The organism is Shewanella sp. LC6, assembly GCF_006385735.2.
GTDB classification, from domain to species: Bacteria; Pseudomonadota; Gammaproteobacteria; order Enterobacterales; family Shewanellaceae; genus Shewanella; species Shewanella xiamenensis.
Map to the genome: position 1 here is coordinate 3,569,047 of NZ_CP043902.1, position 21,374 is coordinate 3,590,420.

The following is a 21,374-nucleotide window of genomic DNA, read 5'->3' on the forward strand; positions in this document are numbered from 1 at the left end:
TAACCGTTAATTCTTTTAACGGGGAAATTTTGAGCTATATCAGTACTTAAAACCAGCTTAGGGCAATACTGATAATGACCCCTGTGATAATCAACTGCATTAAACAGAATCCCATAATATCCCGCGCCTTTAATCCGGCGATGGCCAGCACAGGTAGAGCCCAGAAAGGCTGAATAAGATTGGTCCATGCATCACCCCAAGCCACCGCCATAGCAACACGTGCCACATCGGCGCCCAGCGCTTCAGCCGCTGGCAACATAATCGGCGCCTGCACCGCCCATTGTCCGCCGCCCGAAGGCACAAAAATGTTCACAATGCCTGCGCTGATAAAGCTCCAAAATGGCAGGCTTTCAGCGCTGGCAATGGCTACAAATCCTTCGGAGATACTTTGGGCTAAACCCGATTGCATCATCACCGCCATAATGCCTGCGTAGAAGGGGAACTGAATCACAATGCCCGCACCGCCTTTAATCGCTTCGTTAAGACTCAGCAATAAACTGCGTGGCGTTTGATGCAACACTATGGCAAGGAACAAAAATAAAAAGTTAACTAAATTAAGGTTTAAGCTGCCGCCCTGCACTGCAAAGTAATAGCCTAAATACACCAGCCCTGCGCCGCCCACACTCCACCCCAGTAAACGGCTATTTTCTAATGTATCTGCGGGACGAGTAATAGCGTTTGGCACATGTCCTGTGTTGCTCTCTTCACTACTCACATCTTCAAGCGCCTTAGGGTCGATATAAATGCTGTCTTTTTCTTCTGGCAACATAAAACGGTTTACCAGTGGCATCACCACAAATAAAACCAACACTAACAGCAAGTTAAAACTGGCAAAAATGGTCTCACTGGTAGAGATAATGCCAATTTGTGATTCTGAGAAATGCCCCGCAGTGGCAATGGTTAACGGAATAGACCCCGCCAAGCCGCCGTGCCAAACCACAAAACCAGAGTAAGCACTAGCAACCAATAAACGATAATCCACTCTCACTTTACGGGCCAACGCCTTGGCAAATAACGCGCCGACTACCAAACCAAAGCCCCAGTTAATCCAACTGGCAGCCAGAGAAACCAGCGTCACTAAGATAATCGCCTGCGGCGCAGACTTAGCCAAGCCGGCGATGGCATCGAGCAATTTTTTTATCGGTGGTGAGCTGGCGAGCATAAATCCCGCCACCAGCACTAACAGCATCTGCATTGAAAAACTCAGCAGCGCCCAAAAGCCATCGCCCCAGTAGCTGATGACGTCCATGGGTGTTTTTTGCTCGGCCACCACGGCCGAAATCATCACGACTAGCGTGAGGAGTAAGACAAAAATATAGGGATCGGGTAAATAACGGTCGACAAGCTTGACCAGCGGTTTTGCGGCTTTAGTTAACATAGGACTATCCTTGTTTATTCTTCTTATCTGTTTTTATTGAGTTTTTATAGAGTCTAATGCCACAGGTTAAGCGATATCTAAAGCTGGATAAAGCCTTCGGATGCTTTTAAAGCGTGAGAAAATGTAACGCGAATCATCCACGGCTACGCGCACGAACATCGCTAGCCTCTCACGCTAAAAAACTGATAACATAGCCAAAATTGACTAAGGTGTTCCTTAAAATGAAAATGTTACTTGCCGTTGTTGTGATTGCTGGGGTGATTTTTTACTTCTTTACCTCGATGAATAACCAAAAAGCGGCCCAAGAAAATATCCGTTTAGGTAATGAATTTTTAGCACAAAATAAAACCAAAGAAGGTGTACTCAGCACAGCTTCAGGTTTGCAATATCAAGTGTTAAATCAAGGCTCTGGCACAGTTCATCCCAAGGCGAGCGATACAGTGACCGTGCATTACCATGGCACTTTGATCGACGGTACCGTATTTGATAGCTCGGTCGAGCGTGGTGAGCCCATTGCCTTCCCGTTGGATCGGGTGATTAAAGGTTGGACCGAAGGCGTGCAACTGATGGTCGAAGGCGATAAGTATCGCTTCTTTATTCCAAGTGAGCTTGCCTACGGCAATCGTAGCACAGGCAAAATTGGCGGTGGTTCGGTACTGATTTTTGATGTAGAGCTGCTAAAGATAAATTAATTTCTGCATTAAAAACAAAGCCCTGCATTGTAGGGCTTTGTTTTTTCTATCTCCGTTTTTTACGAATCTGCCTTATCCGAAAAATCCCTTGCCAAGATCACTGATAAACCACGACAAACTAAGGTTTCCATATCATCGACACGATTAATCTTCATTTCGGCTAATGGCGCACTCAAGGCCATGCGTCTTAAACTGTCCAGACATCCTTTATAGTAAGGCGCACTGTTCATCATGCCGCCCGCTAACCAGATCCGATTAGGATTAAAGAGATTTACCGCCCATGCGAGTCCCATACCAAGATAAGTACCTGCACGGTATACATCATCGGCAGTAGAAATCTTCCGACTACGGATAGAATCACCACTGGCAAGCTGCTCTAAAGTGAACTCCCCCGATTCTGTCATCACTCGGCAATGTCCCAGCTCTCCTGCGACGCCAGTTGCACCGGTGTACGCTTTGCCGTTAAAGGCAATCGACATACCGATACCGGTGCCACACATGACTAACAACTCACAGGCATATTTTTCATCACAGGTTGCCTGCATGCCCGCATCGATATCATTACAGATAAACTTAAGCTGACCTTGGGTTTTCAAGGTATCAAAACTCAACCCATTTAAACCGGGCAAGGATTTACAAGATACCAAACGATTCTGTTGTACAAGCCCTGGTACAGCGATCGCTAAATGGTAATGCTGTAAATCATAATCCCGTTCCAACGCCGCGATTTGATTATTTAAGTCTTCTATTTTAAAGCCTTCACCCGTGGGGATTTTATATTGTTCTGTATGCCCCTTGAGTTGAAGTTCGAACAGGGCTTTGCTACCGCCCACGTCTATTGTTAATGTTTGCATCGCCAACTCCACTGATACATGTGCTCCCCTCTGACCCCGAGCGGAGATGGCGAATGTTAGCATAATGGGTCAATATTAGCGATTGAATAAAACTTAAGTAGCTAATTTGTAAGAATTAGTCATGATTCCAGAGTGATTAAGATAACAATTCAATTTGATTATTAGCGAGAGATCACAGCCATTTTCATCACAAAATGTTGCCTAAAAAACAAAATTGTATACAAAATCCTTTATTCCATACCTTGCAACTTCGTTGCTGAGCTTGCGATAATCGCTGTCAATTTGCATCCTTTTCGCCAGCATTACCCATGATAATTTGGCAGCCTACCTTTGTAGCCCATGCCATCAATTTGGAGCCCCTATGTCGTTACCTTCGTCGTCACAACCATTGCAATCAAATAAGATTGCCAACCGTCTTGCCGCCATTCGTAGCGAGCTAGCAAACGCCAACTTAGACGCCTTTATTATTCCGCGCGCCGATGAGTATTTAGGCGAATATGTGCCAGAGCACAACGAGCGTCTTTATTGGGCGACGGATTTTACCGGTTCAGCCGGCATGGCCATTGTCCTAAAAGACAAAGCCGCCATTTTTACCGATGGTCGTTATACGGTACAAGTGCGTTTACAGGTCGATGCAAACCTCTTTAGCTATGAAAGCCTGACAGACACTCCGCAAATCGAATGGTTATGCGACACGTTACCCGCAGGTTCACGTGTCGGATTTGATGCCCGTTTACACACCTTAGCCTGGTTTGAAAACGCCAAAGCGACGTTAGCGAAAGCCCAAATCGAGCTGGTTGCCGTCGAACAGAATCCGATTGATAAGCACTGGCAAAATCGACCTGCACCGTCGAGCGCAGCTATCACCTTATTTAGTAATGAAAGTGCGGGTAAGACCAGCCTGCAAAAACGGACCGAGATTGGCGCACTAGTCAAAAAAGCCGGCGCCGATGTCGCGCTAATAGCCGCTTTGGATTCTTTCTGCTGGCTGCTTAATATCCGTGGTAATGATGTTCCTCGCCTCCCTGTCGTGCTCGGCTGCGCCCTGCTCCATGCCAATGGTGATATGCAGCTGTTTACCGATTTGAGCAAACTCCCCGAAGGCATTGAGGAACACGTTGGAGCGGGTGTGAGCTTTAACAGTGAAGCTTCACTTGCCGATACCTTGGCAAGTTTGCAGGGCGTGAAACTGCTGGCCGATCCCAACTCTGCTAACGCTTGGGCGCAAAATCTTGCCCGCGATGCTGGCGCCAAATTGATTGCTGGTATCGACCCAGTCTCTCTGCCTAAAGCCCAAAAAAATGCCGCCGAATTAGCGGGCATGCGTGCCAGCCATATCCGTGATGGTGTAGCAGTGAGCCGTTTTCTTGCATGGCTCGATGCCGAAGTCGTGGCTAATCGTCTGCACGATGAAGCCACTCTTGCCGACAAGTTAGAAAGTTTCCGCCTCGAAGATCCCAAGTATCGCGAGCCAAGCTTCGACACCATCTCCGCCGCTGGCGCCAATGCGGCCATGTGTCACTATAACCATAACAATGGCACGCCTGCGATGATGACGATGAACAGCATCTACTTAGTGGATTCTGGCGCTCAATATCTGGACGGCACCACGGACGTCACCCGCACCATCGCCATTGGCGAAGTGAATGATGAACAGAAAAAGATGGTGACACTGGTACTTAAAGGCCATATTGCCTTAGATCAAGCCCGCTACCCTAAAGGCACGACAGGCCAACAACTCGATGCTTTTGCCCGCCAATATCTGTGGCAACATGGCTTTGATTACGACCACGGCACAGGCCATGGCGTCGGTCATTTCCTGAGTGTGCATGAAGGCCCACAGCGCATCGGTAAAAATCTTAATGCTATCGCCTTAATGCCTGGCATGGTGTTATCAAATGAGCCAGGTTATTACCGCGCCGACAGTTTTGGTATTCGCCTCGAAAATCTAGTGGTAGTGCAGCATTGCGAAGCCTTAAAGGGCGCCGAACGTGAAATGTATGAATTCGATGCCCTAACGCTGATCCCCATGGATGCTCGCCTTATCGATAAGCGCCTGTTAACCCAAGGCGAAATCGACTGGTTTAATGCTTACCATCAGAAAGTGTTTAATACCCTGTCGCCTTTGATGTCTGGCACTGAACTAGAGTGGCTCACACAGGCGACAAAAGCTATTTAATGACTCATCGTTAAAACCCCTCGTAACTAGATAAACCCAAGACATACTGTCTTGGGTTTATTGTTTTAGAGTATTGAAGCTACACCATTTTAGGTTTGTGCGTCAGTAAACCGCAGATCATCATGTAATACCAACAACATTAGATATCTAATCAATTCGGACTATCACTGGTATTTCAATCCAAGGTGCATTGACGCGACTTCCTTTTAAGTCAATGCACCATGTGGGCACAATGCCTGTGAGGCTCACAAAGGACGACGAATATTCACTATATAAAGCGCTTTATGCACTGACGTTGGCTTGTATAAACCCTCTCCCTATTGCTTCAAAACAACCTTATTAACCTGACAAAAACCGCTAATACTAAAGTAGATATCACACTAAATATGCTGATGAACAGGATAAACACTCGTTTAAATAGCAATAAAAAAACTAATATTTTTAAAAAGTTAGAAAAATAAAAATGCATTACTTTTCTTATGGGTAATGCTAAAAACCACTTTCCAATATCCACACAAAAATGATACCATTATCACATAATTAGCCGACCCCCATGAGAGTCGGCACAAGCTTTAGCATTACATTTACCCTAATCATAATATCGGCCCAGAATGGACACACGAAATGAGCCAGAGTAACCCTAGTCACAATAAAATCAGTAACAACCATCATCACGCACAAGAGATCCGCCTCACTCCTCAAGACGAATTGATATCCACCACAGATACCCGCGGGATTATTACTTATGTTAATCAACGATTTGCCGAAGTATCAGGATACAGTGCCGAAGAATTAATTGGGCATCAGCATAACAAAGTACGTCATCCCGATATGCCTAGTGCCGCTTTTAAAGAGATGTGGCAAAAACTAAAATCCGGCCAATCTTGGCGTGGCATAGTTAAAAATCGCTGTAAAAATGGCGATTTTTATTGGGTTGATGCCTTTGTTTCTCCCGTGTTTGAGAATGGCACAATTGTTGGTTATCAGTCGGTTCGTCTGCAACCGCAGGCAGCCTATGTCACTAGAGCAACAGCTATTTACCGCAGGTTATTGGACAATAAATCCATTACTAAGCCACTTAGTTTAATGCAAAAACGTGTTGTCTCTGCTGTAGTTGCATCGACAGGATTATTAATTGCGGGTTACCTTTGGGGTTGGGGAGTGATTATCGCTGGCGCGATTTTAATGGGCCTTAACTTAGCTATCTTCTACGATGAAGCCTTTCGTATTCCGGCCAAGTTGATTGATATGCAAACAAAATACGATTCTATTAGTCGCTACATCTACTCGGGAGCTGACACCTCATCGATTCTCGATTTTCAATTGATCTTATTACAAGCCAAGATGAATGGCGTACTCGGCCGCACTCAAGATCAAGCTAATCAATTGCATGCGATAGCCGATCAACTTGTGGTCACCACTGAACAAACCTATGCCAGCCTAGATCAAGAGAAAAACCAGCTCGAGCAACTGGCAAGTGCAATGGAAGAAATGAGTTCGACGATTACCGAAGTTGCTCAAAACACTCAACGAACCTCAACCAGCATTAATACCGCCTATGATCTCTGCCTAAAAAGCAGCGCCAATATGAAGGCTAATACCCAAAAGGTCGAACAGCTGGCTAAATCCGTCGCCGATGCAGCGAATAATGCCAATCTGCTTAATCAAGAAGCTGAACGAGTTGCCAGTGCCATGGGTGAGATTGATTCTATTGCTGAGCAAACTAACCTGCTTGCCCTCAATGCCGCCATTGAAGCCGCGAGAGCGGGTGAACAAGGGCGCGGCTTTGCGGTGGTGGCCGATGAAGTGCGCGCCCTATCGAGCCGCACTCAGTTATCGACCAACAGTATTTCGCAGAGTGTCGATAAGATGTTCAGCATGTTAAATGCGTGGGCAAAAGAAATGGAGCAAAGCCGCCAACATGCAGAGCAATGCGCTAACGACATTCAAACCTCCGCCAAAAACGTCAACACCATTTACCAAGAAGTCAGCGAGATCCACACCTTTGCACAGCAAAATGCGGTGGCCGCCGATCAGCAGCGCCAAGTGGTGCATGAAATCACCAACAATATTCATTTCATCACCCAAAGCAGCAGTGAAAACCTCGCGGCAACGCATCAGATTGGTGATGCCGCCAATCATTTAAAACACAGCGCTGAAAAAGCACTTGGCCTACGCCGCGCCTTTGGCTAGCTGTAATGCCGCGCGATTGTCGACACACAATAGCGCGGCATCCTTTATCCAAGCCAATCCACGCCTTAAGTTAATCCTCTGATTATCAGCAAAACAGCAGCAATATCGTTATAAACGGCCAAAGGGTTAAAAAGTACAGGTTTTAACCGAAAATTTTGCTATACTCCGCGCCCGCCATTTTTCTGACCGCTAAGCGTTAGAAAGGCACAAACAAGTGCGTTAACGTTCGCCCATGGCAGAATACTTTGCTGTAAAAGTGTCTGTAATAGGGTAAGGCGCTTGAATGATTGAATGAGTGAATGACAGGAATCCAAAATGAGATTTGAATCTTTTAGTTTTTGCCCCGAGATTTTACGCGCTATCTCAGATTGCGGTTATCAAAAAATGACACCGATTCAGCAGCAAGCGATCCCAGCCATCCGCCGCGGCCAAGATGTGCTCGCCAGCGCGCAAACCGGCACAGGTAAAACCGCCGCCTTCGCACTGCCGATACTACAAAAAATGGTTGAAAACCCAAGTGAAACCTTAAAATCTAACACGCGGGTATTAATCCTCACTCCGACTCGCGAACTTGCCGCCCAAGTAGCAGAAAACGTTGAAGCCTACAGCAAGTATTTAAATTTCAGCGTATTAACGATCTACGGTGGCGTAAAAGTTGAGACTCAAGCGCAAAAGTTAAAACGCGGTGCCGATATTATTGTCGCGACCCCTGGCCGTTTACTTGAGCACCTTACCGCCTGTAACTTAAGTCTGTCCAGCGTTGACTTTTTAGTGCTCGATGAAGCCGATCGCATGCTGGATATGGGCTTTAGTGCCGACATTCAAAAAATTCTTCAAGCGGTCAATAAGAAGCGTCAAAACCTACTGTTTTCAGCCACCTTCTCCAGCGCAGTGAAAAAACTGGCTAACGAGATGATGGTCAAACCCCAAGTGATCAGCGCCGATAAACAAAACACCACCGCAGATACCGTTAGCCAAGTGGTGTATCCGGTAGAGCAGCGTCGTAAACGCGAGCTATTATCGGAGTTGATTGGTAAGAAAAACTGGCAACAAGTGTTAGTGTTTACCGCGACCCGCGATGCAGCGGATACTCTGGTTAAAGAATTAAATTTAGATGGTATTCCCTCTGAAGTCGTCCACGGTGAAAAAGCCCAAGGTAGCCGTCGCCGTGCGCTGCGCGAATTTGTATCCGGTAAAGTACGTGTGCTAGTGGCGACCGAAGTGGCCGCCCGCGGTTTAGATATTCCCAGCCTTGAGTATGTGGTCAACTTCGACTTACCCTTCCTTGCCGAAGACTATGTTCACCGTATCGGCCGAACAGGTCGTGCAGGTAAAAGTGGCGTGGCGATTTCATTTGTGAGCCGTGAAGAAGAGCGCACCCTAGCGGATATTGAAAAGCTAATCGGCCAAAAAATTCGCCGCATTACCGTTCCAGGATATGAGGTCGGTAGCCGTGAGTTGTTGTTAAAACAGCTGCAAACCCGTCGCAGTTTTGCCAAAAAACAACAGCGACTCGACAACGTCAGCGAGCAGATCATCGCCGAAAAAAGCATGCAGGGCCGCCGCGTGAAAATGAAAGTTGGTCAAGCCCCAAGCAAAGGCAAAAAACTCAAATAATGTTGTGTTGATAACTATCTTAACGCGCTAATTTAATACACTAATAATAATGTTAAAGCGTCCTTAAACGGACGCTTTTTTATTACCATTTAAAACCTATCTGACTCAGAGTGATTTGCGGACATCTTGTTCTTATTGCAATATCCGAGTGATAGCACTGATTAACAAACCCAATAAATAACGACAAATACTGCAATAAATTTCGCATCTCGCCGTTCTTATTTCTACGTTTACTACCCATGCTCAGTCCACCCAAGCACACAGGCTAATAACGGTTTACCGTTAACAGCAGAATATTTAATTGAAACAAAAACTAATGACAAGGAGATATGCTCTAATGCAGTCCACACTACAGCGCTTTTTACTGACCATAAGCCTACTGCTCGGCAGTTTTAGCACGCTCGCTCAACCTATCGCCAAAGATGAATATTCGGTTAGCCCACTACTCAATGGCGAGCAAATCCCCGCAATCACTTTGCAAGACATGAATGGCCAAAATGTTGATTTAGCCAAATTAACGGCACAAAAACCAACGATTTTCTTCTTTTACCGTGGCGGCTGGTGCCCGTTTTGCAACAACCAAATGGGACAATTAAAAGCGATCGAGCCAAAACTCATTGAAATGGGTTTTCAATTAGTGGGTATATCACCCGATACTCCAGCACTGTTAAAAGCCTCGGCGGCGAAAAATGAGCTGAAATACTTATTACTTTCAGATGAAAAAATGCTTGCATCGCAAGCCTTTGGGCTTGCCTTTTATACCAGCAAGCAAGTTACTGAGACTTACCTGAGCCGCTTAAAACTGGATAATCCACTTTGGACAACGCCCGAAGGCGATAAAAGATTAGTCCTGCCAGTACCGGCAATTTATATTGCTGATACTCAAGGATTAATCCATTTCCAATATGTGAATCCCAACTACAAGGTGAGACCTGCGCCTAAGTTGATTCTGACGGCGGCTAGCCTCGTCGGTGCGCCATAATAATCCATATCCCACCCAAGCAGCCGCTAAGAATCGTTATCGATTTAGCGACTGCTTTGCTAAACTAGCTCCGCCGCAATAAATATCGCCCCAATTTAATCAGATCAATCCCTTTAGCCCGCGGCGGAGCCACAATGAATTCTCAAACCTATAATCAAGCCATACTCGAACTCGCACTGGCGGGGCTTACCGATTTAACCACTTCAGCTCAAGCCAAAAAAGCCCAACGCACACCCGCACAGGAAAGCCATTTTTTATGCAACTGGATGGTTGAGGCCCTGAAGGAAAAACGCTTTTCAAAATTGGTTGCCGAGGATCTGACCACGTGGATCCGTATGGCTCGCAGCCAAGGTGCTGGCGCCGAACTTAAGCGGTTATTGGAAAGAATTGTTCATCAATATCAGAGCGTTGAAAACTCGCACGTGGAGTTAGGTACGGCGTTAAACGCTATGATTGCCGAGTTGACTGAGCGCGAGTGGTTAGTGTTTACCGATACAGAAATTAATACGAAACTGAAGCTAGACGGCGATGGCCAATCGAGCTTAGTCATTGATGTAAAAGAATTTACCCAGCATATTCAAGATAATCAGCTCATCAAACCCATCAACTTATATGTCCGTGCCGATGAGCAACAGTTGACTCAAATCGCCCTCTCCCATGGTTTGTTGATAAGCCAGGGCAATAAGAAAACGAGTCTTATCAAACACCATAAGACCTATCGAATTTATCCTCACAATCAGCAACCTGCATTGTGCCAACTGTTGGCTTAACGGCTGAAAACTGCTTGAATAGGTAAACTGCGCCACAGATAACCATTTTTTCACAACGAAAGAATACAATGTAGCGTAGTAACCACTAAGCTCGATCAACCAAGGAGTGAAGGACTCGATGGGTAAAGGAAGTATTCTCTATCGTTGCCTCGTTAAAGGCGTTTTATTACTGATTTTGTTTGCCCCTCAGTCCTATGCAGAACAACTCAAGTACAACATTACTGGCTCATATTCTTGGTATCCGTATTTTATTGCCAATCAACCCGATGCTCCGGGAATAATTTCTGAATTAATTCCGCAGATTTTATCCTTAGCGAATATTGAGGGAGAAAATCTGTCCTTGCCGCCCAAACGGACGAACAACGCCCTTGAAACGGGTCAATTAGATTTTGATGTGGTTAGCCCCAGTTGGTTTGAAAACCAAGATTTTGGTCCCTTATTCGTGAAATCCGATCCCATCATGCCTATCACTGAGTACGTAGTGACCAGACCCGAAAATGTTGAATCCTTTAAAGAAATCACTGGAATTAAAGGCAAGCAAATCGGTACCGTCAGGGGATATTTGTACCATGACGACAAGGAGTTTATCCGTGTCGATTTTACCTCTGAACAAGAGTTGATTAAGGCATTAGATAAACACCGCATCACGGCCATTATCTCGGGTAACTATCCCGCCTTATATTGGTCAAACAAGCTTAAGATCCCCGTTGGATTAGCCGCGGTGCATTCTGATGGCGTACTGGTGCTAAGGCTACGGAAAGAGCATGCTGCTCTACTACCTGCGCTCAATCACGCAATAGCGCAGCTAAAAGCCAATGGAAAAGTAGAGCAGATTATCAACAAATATACCCAAGCCTTCGCAAGCTAAATCGATAAAAGCTCATGTTTCCAAGTACTCACAAGAAAATGGCTCTGCAATAACGCGGCAAGTATGCGGCAACTTTAGTCTTTTCAAATCGCAAAGATGCAATGGATATTCAAGAGGATTTCGCGTTTAGTGCAACCTTAGGTTTTAACACCAAACGCTGCCCCTGATTAAGATGGGTTGTGCAGGCGACCCGCAATAAAGAAGCAAAGTTAGCCACTTCTCCGTGGCGAGTTAACACCTCTCGGTAAATACGGGTTAAAAATACCGCGACACTCAGCTCGGCATCTTCGGCAATCTCTTCAATAATCTGCCAAAAAATCGCCTCGAGGCGCACGCTCGTCACCACACCATCGATGCGAATGGAGCGGGTTTTGAGTTCAAACAGTTCAGGTTCGGCACCGGAATAGATTTCACACACAATATTACTCCCCAAGCAGCTATTGCGCTTTGCTCCAGCCATTGCGCCTTACTTAAGTTCCCAGAGAATACTCAACTTAAGCCTCTACCCGAACTGTTATGCCATAAATTACACAGGATGAGTATCGCTAATTCAATAACTTGTTAAACTGCGCCAACCATGCAGGATGCGCTGGCCATGCGGGCGCGGTAACTAATTTGCCATCGGTAATTGCCGCAGTGACTTCAATATCACAATATTCGGCGCCAGCTTGTTTCACCTCGGGCGCGCAAGCGGGATAGGCTGACACTTTTTTACCGCGAACCACATTGGCCGCCGTGAGTAACTGCGCGCCATGGCAAATAGCCGCAATCGGTTTATCTTGGGCGGCAAATTCAGCCACCAAGGCAATCACCGCAGGGTTTAGGCGTAAATACTCTGGCGCCCTACCACCTGGAAGCAACAGCGCATCAAAATCACGCGCGTTCGAACCGGCAAAATTGCCATTTAAGGCAAATAAGTGTCCTGGTTTTTCGGTATAGGTTTGGTCGCCTTCAAAGTCATGAATTGCCGTTTTAATGGTTTGCCCCGCCACTTTATCGGGACAAACAACCGTTACATTGTGACCCACCATTTGCAGGGCTTGGAACGGCACCATTAACTCGTAATCTTCAACAAAATCACCGGCGATGATCAAAATATTGGCCATGAGAAACTCCTTTTATTCGATAAGGGAAAACGCAACAGCGGATTTCACTCTACTCCGACCATTAAATTTAGGGTAATAGTGGAATACTACAAATCGATACAGCCGTTTCAGGCATAAAAAAGCGCCCGTAGGCGCTTTAGTCTTTGGTGATTGACCACTCTTAATTATTTATCTTTGGTTCAATCATGGCCTGTTGCTGACTATAACCATTCAGCCCAGTGTTGGCCGATTTCACCACATTTAAGGCCTCGGTCGTCAGTGCATTATTGCCATTGAGCAGATCGTTCAAAGTACCAGAATCCGCTTGGACTAAGCCTAATTCACGTAGCATGGCATCGACAACTGGCGCATTGGCGCGATAGTTTAAGGCTGCGCTAGTCACTTGTTCAGCGATACCACCTTGGTTGATGGCGGAACCATCACCACCCGTAGCAAATTGATGAGCAACACCATAACCTTGAAGAATTTTAATACCTTCGATGTTTTCCAATGGTTTAACCGCTTGAGCAACAATTTCTGGCAAGGCTTTTAAGATCGCAAGGGATTTTTGCAGCGCAATCTGCTCATCACGCAGCACGTTTTCGGCTTCGTACAGAGCTTGTTTACCTGCCGCTTCAACGGCATAGACTTTTTCATCCGCCTCGGCTTGCAGTTTTTTCGCATCGGCACTGGCACGCGCTTCAATCAAAATCGCACTCGATCTGTCTTCCGCGGCACGTTTCTCGGCTTCAGCTTGCACAGTCACACCAACAGCATCGCGCTCCGCTTCCTTACGGGCATCAATCACTTCAATTTCTTTGCGACGATTGGCTTCGGCTATTTGGCGCGCTGTAATTACCGCTTCTTCTTTCTCCACTTTCAATTTTTCCGCTTCTGCTGCGCGGGCACGGGCGGCCGACTCTTCTTCCGACTTCGCGGCTACCGCGATGTGTTTTTCCTGCTCGGCGACTTCGATATCACGTTGCTGTTGAATACGCGCCTGTTCGATAGATTTACGTTTTTCAATCTCGCGGGTTTCAATATCTTTGGTCTTTTCAATTTCCGCGGTTTCGATTGCACGTTCTTTGGCAATTTCGGCTTCACGTTCTTCACGCGCCTTGTTTTCTTTTTGCTTAATAATTTCAGCTTTTTGCTCGGCGCGCTTAAATTCGAGTGACTGTTGCTGGATAAGACGTGCTTCTTCTTCCGACTTTTCAATCTCCAGCGATTCTTTTTCAGCCTCTAAGTTACGCTGCTCAATCTTAATGCGGTTTTCCTGCTGAATATCGTTGGTTTCTTTACGCTTTTCTTCAATGATTTTAGCTAGACGCGCGCGACCTTCTGCGTCGAATGCGTTGTTTTCATTGAAAAACTGCAAGTCGGTTTGGTCAAATCCCGTCAAGGAAACTGATTCAAGTTCTAAACCGTTTTTCTCTAAATCGTTCGCAACGTTGTTCTGCACCCGTTGTACAAAATCGGCTCGCTGCTCGTGCATCTCAGTCATAGTCATCTCGGCAGCAACGGCACGCAACACGTCGACAAACTTAGATTCCATCAGCTTTTTCAGCTCTTCCACCCGCGTGGTACGGGTACCTAAGGTTTGTGCCGCCATCGAAATGCCATCAGCATTAGGTGCCACCCGCAAATAAAAGTCTGCTTTAACATCAACCCGCATACGATCTTTGGTGATCAGTGCATCTTTTTGAGTTTTTTCCACTTCGATACGCAGGGTATTCATGTTTACGGCGATGGTTTCATGCAGCACGGGCAAGACGATTGCACCACCGTCTTTAATGATTTTTTCACCACCAAAACCAGTACGCACAAAGGCCATTTCCTTCGTTGCCCGTTTGTATAACTTGGCGAAAATCAGACCAATCACAATCAGGCCAATCAATACCATTGCGGCAACCAACAATATAAAATTGCTCGAACTGGTGACTTCGTTTAACACATCCATTTGCTTTCCTTCTTCATTAATAGCTTTGGAAAATTAATTATCAAAGCGAGTCGCAGACCAGACTCTTCCCTCTCTTTTAAGCAGCACCACTTGAGTACCACTAGCAAACTCGATACCTGAAGTTTCAGGCTCGACTAATACATAATGTTTTTGTTGATGTTTATCGCGAACAACCGCTTCCGATGGCATGCCTTTAATGGCGCAGCCTAAGGTGATAGTGCCGACATAACCGCTTAAGTCATCAAGGGAGATGGCGGTAGATTCATTTTTGGGGAGCAAATCAGCCAGCACTCGGCCAAGATAGCGACAAGACAATGCACTGCCGACTACGGCGATAGGTAAGGTAAATAGTTGCGGCAGCAAGGTAGCCGAGACTATTAAGCTAATGTAATTAACGAGATAGCCTGCAATGGCAAAACTGGTTAGTGCCAGCACAAACCAGATAAGCAGCGGCAAACGATTGAGACAAAGCCAGCCAGCAATCCCTGTGAGTCCGCTACCACCAATATCAGCATCATACTCAACATCAGCAGGCACCCACTGGTCTAAGGCGCTCATCATACTTAATCCTATGACGAGTGATAAGGCTTCAAAAACACCAAGGACAAGCACACAGGCGAAGGCAATAGTGTAAGGTAGGTTAGGCTGTTCAACTAAAAACGCCCACATAGTCATCTCCTTGAACGATACAGCAGTCCATTTACTTCACTGTAATTATCAACTTACGAGTGACAGCATAGCAAGGCAAGCTTAGTTTCCAAACAAAAATTTATCCTAAAGCAGATTTGAATAACTCCCCATTACGCCATAATGGCGTGAGCCGTTATGGTCAATAATGTTCACGTCCTCCCTTTAGGGGTCTAGTGTGCTTTTGACTGCATGATATTATCATGCTGTTATTGTTATTTTTCGTGCTAATAGATAACGACCGCACCTTAAGATTGAGTCTATGGATACCGCTATGAACACCAAACAACCTACGCAAAGTTACGATAAACTTACGGCGCATTTCCAGAAAATTTCACATTTTGAACATTTTAGTGCGCTAGGTGATTGGGATCAGGCAGCAATGATGCCCTTGGGCGGCGGCAGTGAGCGTGGCGATGCCATGGCCGAACTCGCATTGCATATCCATACCCTTAAAACGTCCCCTCACCTTGCTGAAAATCTCGCTCTTGCCGCGCAAGAAGCGCTTACCTCAGAACAACACGCCAACCTAAGGGAAATGCAATATCAGTATCAACAGGCGACTCTAGTGCCTGGTGAGCTGGTTCAAGCCAAAACCAAGATGGCCTATCAGTGTGAAAATGCCTGGCGTGAGCAACGTAAAAACAATGATTGGCAAGGCTTTAAACCTAATCTTAAGGCGATAATCGCCCTTGCGAGGGAAGAAGCTTTAATCCGCGCCCAAGCGCAAAATATTTCCCCCTATGATGCCCTGCTCGATAAATTTGAGCCTGGCATGGCTACCGCAAAGCTTGAGCAAACCTTTGGTAATTTAAAAACTTGGCTCCCCACGCTCATCCAAAATGTACTCGAAAAACAAGCCGGTGAGCCAACACTTAAGCTTAACGGCCCCTTCGATATCAAGGCGCAGCAAGCCCTTGGCCTCGATGTGATGGCGTATTTAGGATTTGATTTTAACCATGGCAGGCTCGATATCAGTAGCCACCCATTCTGCGGCGGTGTACCGAGTGATGTGCGCATCACGACGCGTTATAACCAAGCCGATTTTAGTAGTGCTATCATGGGCATAGTGCATGAAACTGGCCACGCCCGTTATGAACAGGGTTTACCGAAACAATGGCGCGGTCAACCCGCAGGACTGGCTCGTTCCATGGGCGTCCATGAGAGCCAAAGCTTATTTTGTGAAATGCAGCTCGGTGCCAATCCCGCGTTTTTACGGCAATTGCAGCCACTGATTAAACAGCACTTCGGCTGCGATTTCAGCGCCCAAGACTTGGCAAGACACTACACCCGCGTCAATCCAGGGCTTATCCGCGTCGATGCCGATGAAGTCACCTATCCTTGCCATATTTTATTACGCTTTGAAGCCGAAAAAGCCTTTATCGACGGTAGCTTGAGTGTGGATGACCTACCCGACTTTTGGTCAAGCCAGATGCAACAACTGCTCGGGATCAATACCGATGGTAACTATCGCGATGGGTGTATGCAGGATATCCATTGGGCAGTCGGTGAACTTGGCTATTTCCCTAGCTATACCCTAGGCGCCATGTATGCTGCTCAGTGCCGTTTTGCAATGGAGCGAAGTTTAGGCCCTATTGAAAACCTTATCGATAACGGTCAGTTATCCCAAGTATTTGACTGGCTTGGCAAGCATATTTGGTCCAAAGGCTCATTACTGACAACGGATGAACTCATCATTCAAGCCACGGGCGAGCCGTTAAACAGTCAATATCTGGCTAAGCATTTAACTCAACGCTATTTGGGCTAAATGCAATAGCGCTAGGTCATAAAGCGTTGGCAATAACACTCTAGCGCTTAGACTTGGCGCAATCGCATCACTATCGGAGTTTCAAAGCTTTTGCTGCGATTTGGGTATATAATCCCGGACTTATTTATTCAAACTGCTTTTGGACGGAAAAAGGTCGACCATGTTACTGCGTGCAATCACCCCACAGGATTGGGATGCTATTTTACAGATCCAGGAGGAATGTTATTCTCAACTGGATCCTGAACCCCTGCATGTATTGCAAAGCAAGTGGCACGTATCACCTCAATCCTGTTTTGTATTTGAGGTAAATGACACAGTGGTGGGCTATTGTCTTGCTCATCCTTGGACCACCAATATGCCTCCCGCACTTTATGAGCCAATCACCCATTTACCTAAGGCCGATACTTTGTATCTGCACGATATTGCGATATCGGCAAAGGCTCAAGGTTTAGGCGCGGGGTCTAAAGCCTTAATGCGTCTAAAGCAGCTTGCCGATCGCTTTAACTTGAGCTCCCTCTCCTTAGTGGCAGTGCAAGGCGCTGATAGCTATTGGCGCAAAATGGGCTTTAAACCTAAAGCCATAGAGAAATGCCTTAGTAGCTACACTGATGATGCCATGTACATGATTTATAAACTTAATCATCGAGAAGAATGATGAATCCAACCCTGACGACTATCGGTTTACTCTGTCTTAGCAATATTTTTATGACCTTTGCTTGGTACGGACATTTAAAGTCCTTAGGCTCAAAGCCTTGGATTATCGCTGCCTTGGTCAGTTGGGGCATCGCCCTGTTTGAATACCTACTGCAAGTGCCGGCTAACCGTATCGGCTACACAGTGATGAATGTCGGACAATTAAAAATCCTACAGGAAGTCATTACCTTAAGCTTGTTTGTGCCCTTCGCCTACTTCTACATGAAGGAACCACTGAAACTCGATTATCTCTGGGCGGGTCTGTGCATCCTCGGTGCGGTGTATTTTATTTTTAGAAGCGAATTTAATTAATTTCAGAACCATTTCAGGACTTATTTCAGGAGATATCCATGGCGCGTCAAGTGACTTACACCTTCAAAGGTGAGACGAAAACCATTGCCTTTAGTTATGCTAAACACCACGATTTATACGAGGCCGTAGCGGAGGCCGAAGGTATAGACTTAACCAAGTTTCTGGCGATGGAGCAACAAATTGCCATGACCTCACGCAAAGGCGCCAAGGCTGAAAAAGATTATCGCAAAGTCGAATTTGCTCGCTTTGGGTTTAGCAATATCCACTTTGTACGTGATGAAGAACCCGAAGCCTAAACCTTATCGTCATTTATCCATTTAGAATTAGGATCGCCGATGTTAAATGCTGAACATGCCAACTTTCCCCGCGCCGGATTCTTTCGCCGCCTAGGGGCAATGATCTATGACCTACTGCTAGCGGTAGCCGTATATATGTTTTCGGGCGCTATTGGCTTTGGTATTTTTTTTGGACTCACAGCCTCTGGCCTCGTTAGCATGAATGGCTTTGAGCATGTGTCCGACGCCCTCAATGGCACACCGATTTACCATGGGATTTATCAACTTTGGTTAGCGCTCTGTGTAGGCACTTTCTATGCGCTATTTTGGAGTAAGGGCGGCCAAACCCTCGGAATGCGCGCCTGGCGCCTTAAGATCCAGCACCCAAACGGCCAAAATCTAAGCCTTATCACCGCCTATGCACGCATCGTCTGGTCATTACTCGGCATTGGTAATCTGTGGGTGCTTATCAACGACGATAAACTCGCACTGCAGGATATGATGACCCGTTCTGAAGTAGTTGTGTTATCCAAAGAAGCTAACCAAATGCGTAATTGGCATGGCGCTTAAATTTAGCAGTTAAATCTCACTGTTAGTCGCTTATAAAATTGTCCCAATAAAAAACGACGCCATGGCGTCGTTTTTTTATTACCCGCGTTTATCACCGCCGGATAAAGTAAAAGGCAATACCCGTAAATAGTAGACTTGGCGCCATCGCCCCGACATACGCAGGTAGTTCATAAACAATACTCATGGGGCCAAATATCTCATTACTGATATAAAAACTAAATCCAGCAACCACACCGAGTAACACCCGCGCCCCCATAGTCACTGTCCGCAACGGTCCAAATACAAAGGATAACGCCACCAGCATCATCACCCCTACGGTAACAGGCTGCATCACCTTGCGCCAAAGGGCTAATTCGTAACGACTTGGGTCTTGGCTATTGCTATTAAGATACTCTAAGTATCCCATTAAGCCGCGTATCGATAAAGCCTCAGGCTTAACAGATACCACACTGAGCTTGTCAGGCGTTAAACTTGAGCGCCAAATATCTTCATCTAAATGCTCAAGTTTCACTTCGTCATAGCTTAAATCGGTACGCTTAACATCCGAGAGATGCCAGCTGTCTTTACTGAACAATGCACTTTTAGCATGCACGACATTGGTGAGCTTTAACTCACTGTTAAACTTATATAAAGTGATATTATTGAGCTTATCGATATCCGCAACTTCACCAATATTCACGAACAAATCACCATCCTTTGCCCAAATACCTCGGTGAGATTTAATCAAACTGCCACCGGAGAGCTTGATGGCCTGAAGTTCATTAGCCTTTTGCTCCGCAATTGGGGCGCCCCACTCACCCAATGCCATTACCATCAGCATCAGCGGCACGGCAGTTTTCATCGCCGATAGCGTGATCTGCAAACGCGACATGCCCGATGCTTGCATGACGACAAGCTCCGAATTAGAGGCTAACATCCCCATACCGATCAAGGCACCTAACAGCACGGCCATCGGAAAAAACATTTCAATATCGCGGGGCACAAGGAATAGCACATAAATCCCCGCGTCCATCATAGTGTAAGTGCCGCGGCCCACTAAGCGCAGTTGGTCTACCCACTTAATAATGCCCGACAAACCTGTCAGCACCAGTAAACATAACGCCGAGGTGCTTAATAAAACTCGGGCGATATAAAGGTCTAAAATCTTCATGCAGCCACCTTTTTACGCGCCATTGCCGCTGATAAACGGGCAAATAGGGGCCTGTCTTTACCGAGCAGTAAAATCCCCATTATCAGTGCCGACAAATGGATCCACCACATGCCTAAATACTGAGGAATAACGCCATCTTGCAGCGCTTTACGACCCGCAACCATCAGACCAAAATAACCTAGGTACAAGAGAACAGCGGGGAGCATTTTGGCGAACTTGCCTTGTCGCACATTGACCCGAGCCAAAGGTACTGCAATTAAGGTCATAATAGGAATCGCCAACGGAATTGCTAGACGCCAATGAAACTCAGCAACGGCTTCAGAACCTTCTACTTTCATCAAGTCTGCCAGCGGTAAAGCTGAAAGTTTACGGCGACGTTCATCAACCTGTTGTTCTTTGATTTGCATCTTATAGCCACCAAATTCAATCATTTGGTAGTCTTTTTGTTGTGGGCTGCCCTGATAACGCACCCCATCATTGAGTTGTAACTGCTGTGAGCCATTTTGATCTTCATTAACGCGCCCCCCCTTGGCAACAACGACGTTAGTCAAGCCAATTTCGTCATTTGGATCGGGGAGTTGGGCCACAAATACTTTTTCAAGCTCATTATCCTTGCCAATGCGTTCGACAAACAGTACCGCACGGCCATTGGGGCTGGCCTGAAAACGCCCTTGCACGAGCGCGGCAAGGCCTGCTTCAGATTGTGCTTTCTCCAGCACTTGGTTTTGTTGCTCCTCCGCCCAAGGCGCAACATAAAGGGATAAATATCCAGTAAACAACATGTTAATAACGGCGAGAATCAAAGTAACTCGGGTAACATACCATTCACTCACACCAACACCGTGCAGAATGACCATTTCATTCTCGGCATACATGCGACCATGGGCCATTAATATCCCAAGGAATAAGCTTAAAGGTAAAACCAGAACAACCAGATAGGGTAAATTAAGGCCTATCAAGGTGGCGATGAGAGAAGCGGGAAATTCACCGTCTGAGGCGTCGGCTAATATGCGCACGAAATGCTGGCTAATAAAAATAGTTAACAGTACAAAAAGTACCGCAATTTGCGCCTTTAAAACTTCTCGAATAAGGTATCTAAATACAATCACAGGTAGGATCCGGTCTCTAAACTTATCTTTTTGCTGGTAACAGACTAACTTTCATGTAAACTGTTTACTTTTGGTAGTTTTCTGACCAACTTCAGGGGTTCCTGGCTTACATTAAATGTCACGGCTTTTTCACAAAAACGTGACTCAAGTGCCGAGAATAAATCACCTTTGGAGTAATAACTTAGGCCCTTTTCGGGACAAGCAGACATTATCCAATAAATATAAAAATTTG

Annotated in this window: 20 protein-coding genes; 12 read left to right on the forward strand and 8 right to left on the reverse strand. The window is 46.1% G+C overall.

The window, feature by feature from the left end; genetic code table 11:
• Positions 1 to 46: 46 nt before the first annotated feature.
• Positions 47 to 1,378 carry a short-chain fatty acid transporter gene (locus tag FJD32_RS16020; protein WP_088585882.1) on the reverse strand — a complete coding sequence of 444 codons (1,332 nt, stop codon included), beginning with the start codon at positions 1,376 to 1,378 and terminating at the stop codon, positions 47 to 49.
• A gap of 221 nt (positions 1,379 to 1,599) precedes the next feature.
• Here FJD32_RS16020 and FJD32_RS16025 point away from each other — a divergent pair, with 221 nt between their 5' ends.
• The gene (locus tag FJD32_RS16025; RefSeq protein WP_037415735.1) at positions 1,600 to 2,070 is read left to right on the forward strand and encodes an FKBP-type peptidyl-prolyl cis-trans isomerase; all 471 of its coding nucleotides are present in this window, start codon (positions 1,600 to 1,602) and stop codon (positions 2,068 to 2,070) included.
• Positions 2,071 to 2,129: 59 nt separating this feature from the next.
• On the opposite strand, the gene FJD32_RS16030 is transcribed toward FJD32_RS16025, so the two are convergent.
• Positions 2,130 to 2,924: an ROK family protein gene (locus FJD32_RS16030; RefSeq protein WP_037415724.1), complete on the reverse strand. Its 795-nt coding sequence runs from the start codon at positions 2,922 to 2,924 to the stop codon at positions 2,130 to 2,132.
• A gap of 361 nt (positions 2,925 to 3,285) precedes the next feature.
• Between FJD32_RS16030 and FJD32_RS16035 the strand changes: the two genes are divergently transcribed.
• The 6 genes from FJD32_RS16035 to FJD32_RS16060 all read left to right on the forward strand — a co-directional run bounded on the left by FJD32_RS16035 (position 3,286) and on the right by FJD32_RS16060 (position 11,533).
• Complete coding sequence (locus FJD32_RS16035; protein ID WP_088585883.1) at positions 3,286 to 5,103, forward strand: aminopeptidase P family protein; 1,818 nt, start codon at positions 3,286 to 3,288, stop codon at positions 5,101 to 5,103.
• 624 nt (positions 5,104 to 5,727) lie between these two features.
• The gene (locus FJD32_RS16040; RefSeq protein ID WP_055647342.1) at positions 5,728 to 7,296 is read left to right on the forward strand and encodes a PAS domain-containing methyl-accepting chemotaxis protein; all 1,569 of its coding nucleotides are present in this window, start codon (positions 5,728 to 5,730) and stop codon (positions 7,294 to 7,296) included.
• A 315-nt stretch (positions 7,297 to 7,611) separates the two neighbouring features.
• Positions 7,612 to 8,913, forward strand: coding sequence for a DEAD/DEAH box helicase (locus FJD32_RS16045; RefSeq protein WP_037415712.1), 1,302 nt, complete (start codon positions 7,612 to 7,614; stop codon positions 8,911 to 8,913).
• Between the two features lie 337 nt (positions 8,914 to 9,250).
• A complete protein-coding gene (locus FJD32_RS16050; protein ID WP_037415710.1) occupies positions 9,251 to 9,895 on the forward strand; it encodes a peroxiredoxin-like family protein in 645 nt (214 codons plus the stop codon).
• A 134-nt stretch (positions 9,896 to 10,029) separates the two neighbouring features.
• The gene (locus FJD32_RS16055) at positions 10,030 to 10,665 is read left to right on the forward strand and encodes a DUF2913 family protein (RefSeq protein WP_037425436.1); all 636 of its coding nucleotides are present in this window, start codon (positions 10,030 to 10,032) and stop codon (positions 10,663 to 10,665) included.
• Between the two features lie 118 nt (positions 10,666 to 10,783).
• Positions 10,784 to 11,533: a transporter substrate-binding domain-containing protein gene (locus FJD32_RS16060; RefSeq protein WP_037415702.1), complete on the forward strand. Its 750-nt coding sequence runs from the start codon at positions 10,784 to 10,786 to the stop codon at positions 11,531 to 11,533.
• A gap of 109 nt (positions 11,534 to 11,642) precedes the next feature.
• Here the strand turns inward: FJD32_RS16060 and FJD32_RS16065 are convergent, their stop codons facing one another.
• From FJD32_RS16065 to FJD32_RS16080, 4 genes are all read right to left on the reverse strand, one after another.
• Positions 11,643 to 11,951, reverse strand: coding sequence for a ribbon-helix-helix domain-containing protein (locus FJD32_RS16065; protein WP_037416089.1), 309 nt, complete (start codon positions 11,949 to 11,951; stop codon positions 11,643 to 11,645).
• Positions 11,952 to 12,078: 127 nt separating this feature from the next.
• Positions 12,079 to 12,639, reverse strand: coding sequence for a DJ-1/PfpI family protein (locus FJD32_RS16070; RefSeq protein ID WP_037425433.1), 561 nt, complete (start codon positions 12,637 to 12,639; stop codon positions 12,079 to 12,081).
• Positions 12,640 to 12,799: 160 nt separating this feature from the next.
• Positions 12,800 to 14,578, reverse strand: a complete 1,779-nt coding sequence (locus FJD32_RS16075) for a flotillin domain-containing protein (RefSeq protein WP_088585884.1) — start codon at positions 14,576 to 14,578, stop codon at positions 12,800 to 12,802.
• 33 nt (positions 14,579 to 14,611) lie between these two features.
• Positions 14,612 to 15,247, reverse strand: coding sequence for a YqiJ family protein (locus tag FJD32_RS16080; protein ID WP_088585885.1), 636 nt, complete (start codon positions 15,245 to 15,247; stop codon positions 14,612 to 14,614).
• Positions 15,248 to 15,527: 280 nt separating this feature from the next.
• On the opposite strand from FJD32_RS16080, the gene FJD32_RS16085 reads away from it, so the two are divergent.
• The 5 genes from FJD32_RS16085 (at position 15,528) to FJD32_RS16105 (ending at position 18,883) form a co-directional block, all read left to right on the forward strand.
• Positions 15,528 to 17,033: a carboxypeptidase M32 gene (locus tag FJD32_RS16085; protein WP_181159807.1), complete on the forward strand. Its 1,506-nt coding sequence runs from the start codon at positions 15,528 to 15,530 to the stop codon at positions 17,031 to 17,033.
• Positions 17,034 to 17,193: 160 nt separating this feature from the next.
• On the forward strand, positions 17,194 to 17,688 hold the full coding sequence (locus FJD32_RS16090) for a GNAT family N-acetyltransferase (RefSeq protein ID WP_088585887.1): 495 nt from the start codon (positions 17,194 to 17,196) through the stop codon (positions 17,686 to 17,688).
• Positions 17,688 to 18,038 carry a DMT family protein gene (locus FJD32_RS16095; RefSeq protein ID WP_037415674.1) on the forward strand — a complete coding sequence of 117 codons (351 nt, stop codon included), beginning with the start codon at positions 17,688 to 17,690 and terminating at the stop codon, positions 18,036 to 18,038. Before FJD32_RS16090 ends, FJD32_RS16095 begins: the two co-directional genes overlap by 1 nt.
• Positions 18,039 to 18,076: 38 nt before the next feature.
• Positions 18,077 to 18,334, forward strand: a complete 258-nt coding sequence (locus FJD32_RS16100; RefSeq protein WP_011071581.1) for a DUF2960 domain-containing protein — start codon at positions 18,077 to 18,079, stop codon at positions 18,332 to 18,334.
• Between the two features lie 39 nt (positions 18,335 to 18,373).
• Complete coding sequence (locus tag FJD32_RS16105) at positions 18,374 to 18,883, forward strand: RDD family protein (protein ID WP_069454493.1); 510 nt, start codon at positions 18,374 to 18,376, stop codon at positions 18,881 to 18,883.
• A 91-nt stretch (positions 18,884 to 18,974) separates the two neighbouring features.
• On the opposite strand, the gene lptG is transcribed toward FJD32_RS16105, so the two are convergent.
• A complete protein-coding gene (lptG, locus tag FJD32_RS16110; RefSeq protein WP_037425424.1) occupies positions 18,975 to 20,033 on the reverse strand; it encodes an LPS export ABC transporter permease LptG in 1,059 nt (352 codons plus the stop codon).
• The gene (lptF, locus tag FJD32_RS16115) at positions 20,030 to 21,142 is read right to left on the reverse strand and encodes an LPS export ABC transporter permease LptF (RefSeq protein WP_037415652.1); all 1,113 of its coding nucleotides are present in this window, start codon (positions 21,140 to 21,142) and stop codon (positions 20,030 to 20,032) included. The genes lptG and lptF overlap by 4 nt, the downstream gene beginning before the upstream one ends.
• Between the last annotated feature and the right edge of the window lie 232 nt (positions 21,143 to 21,374).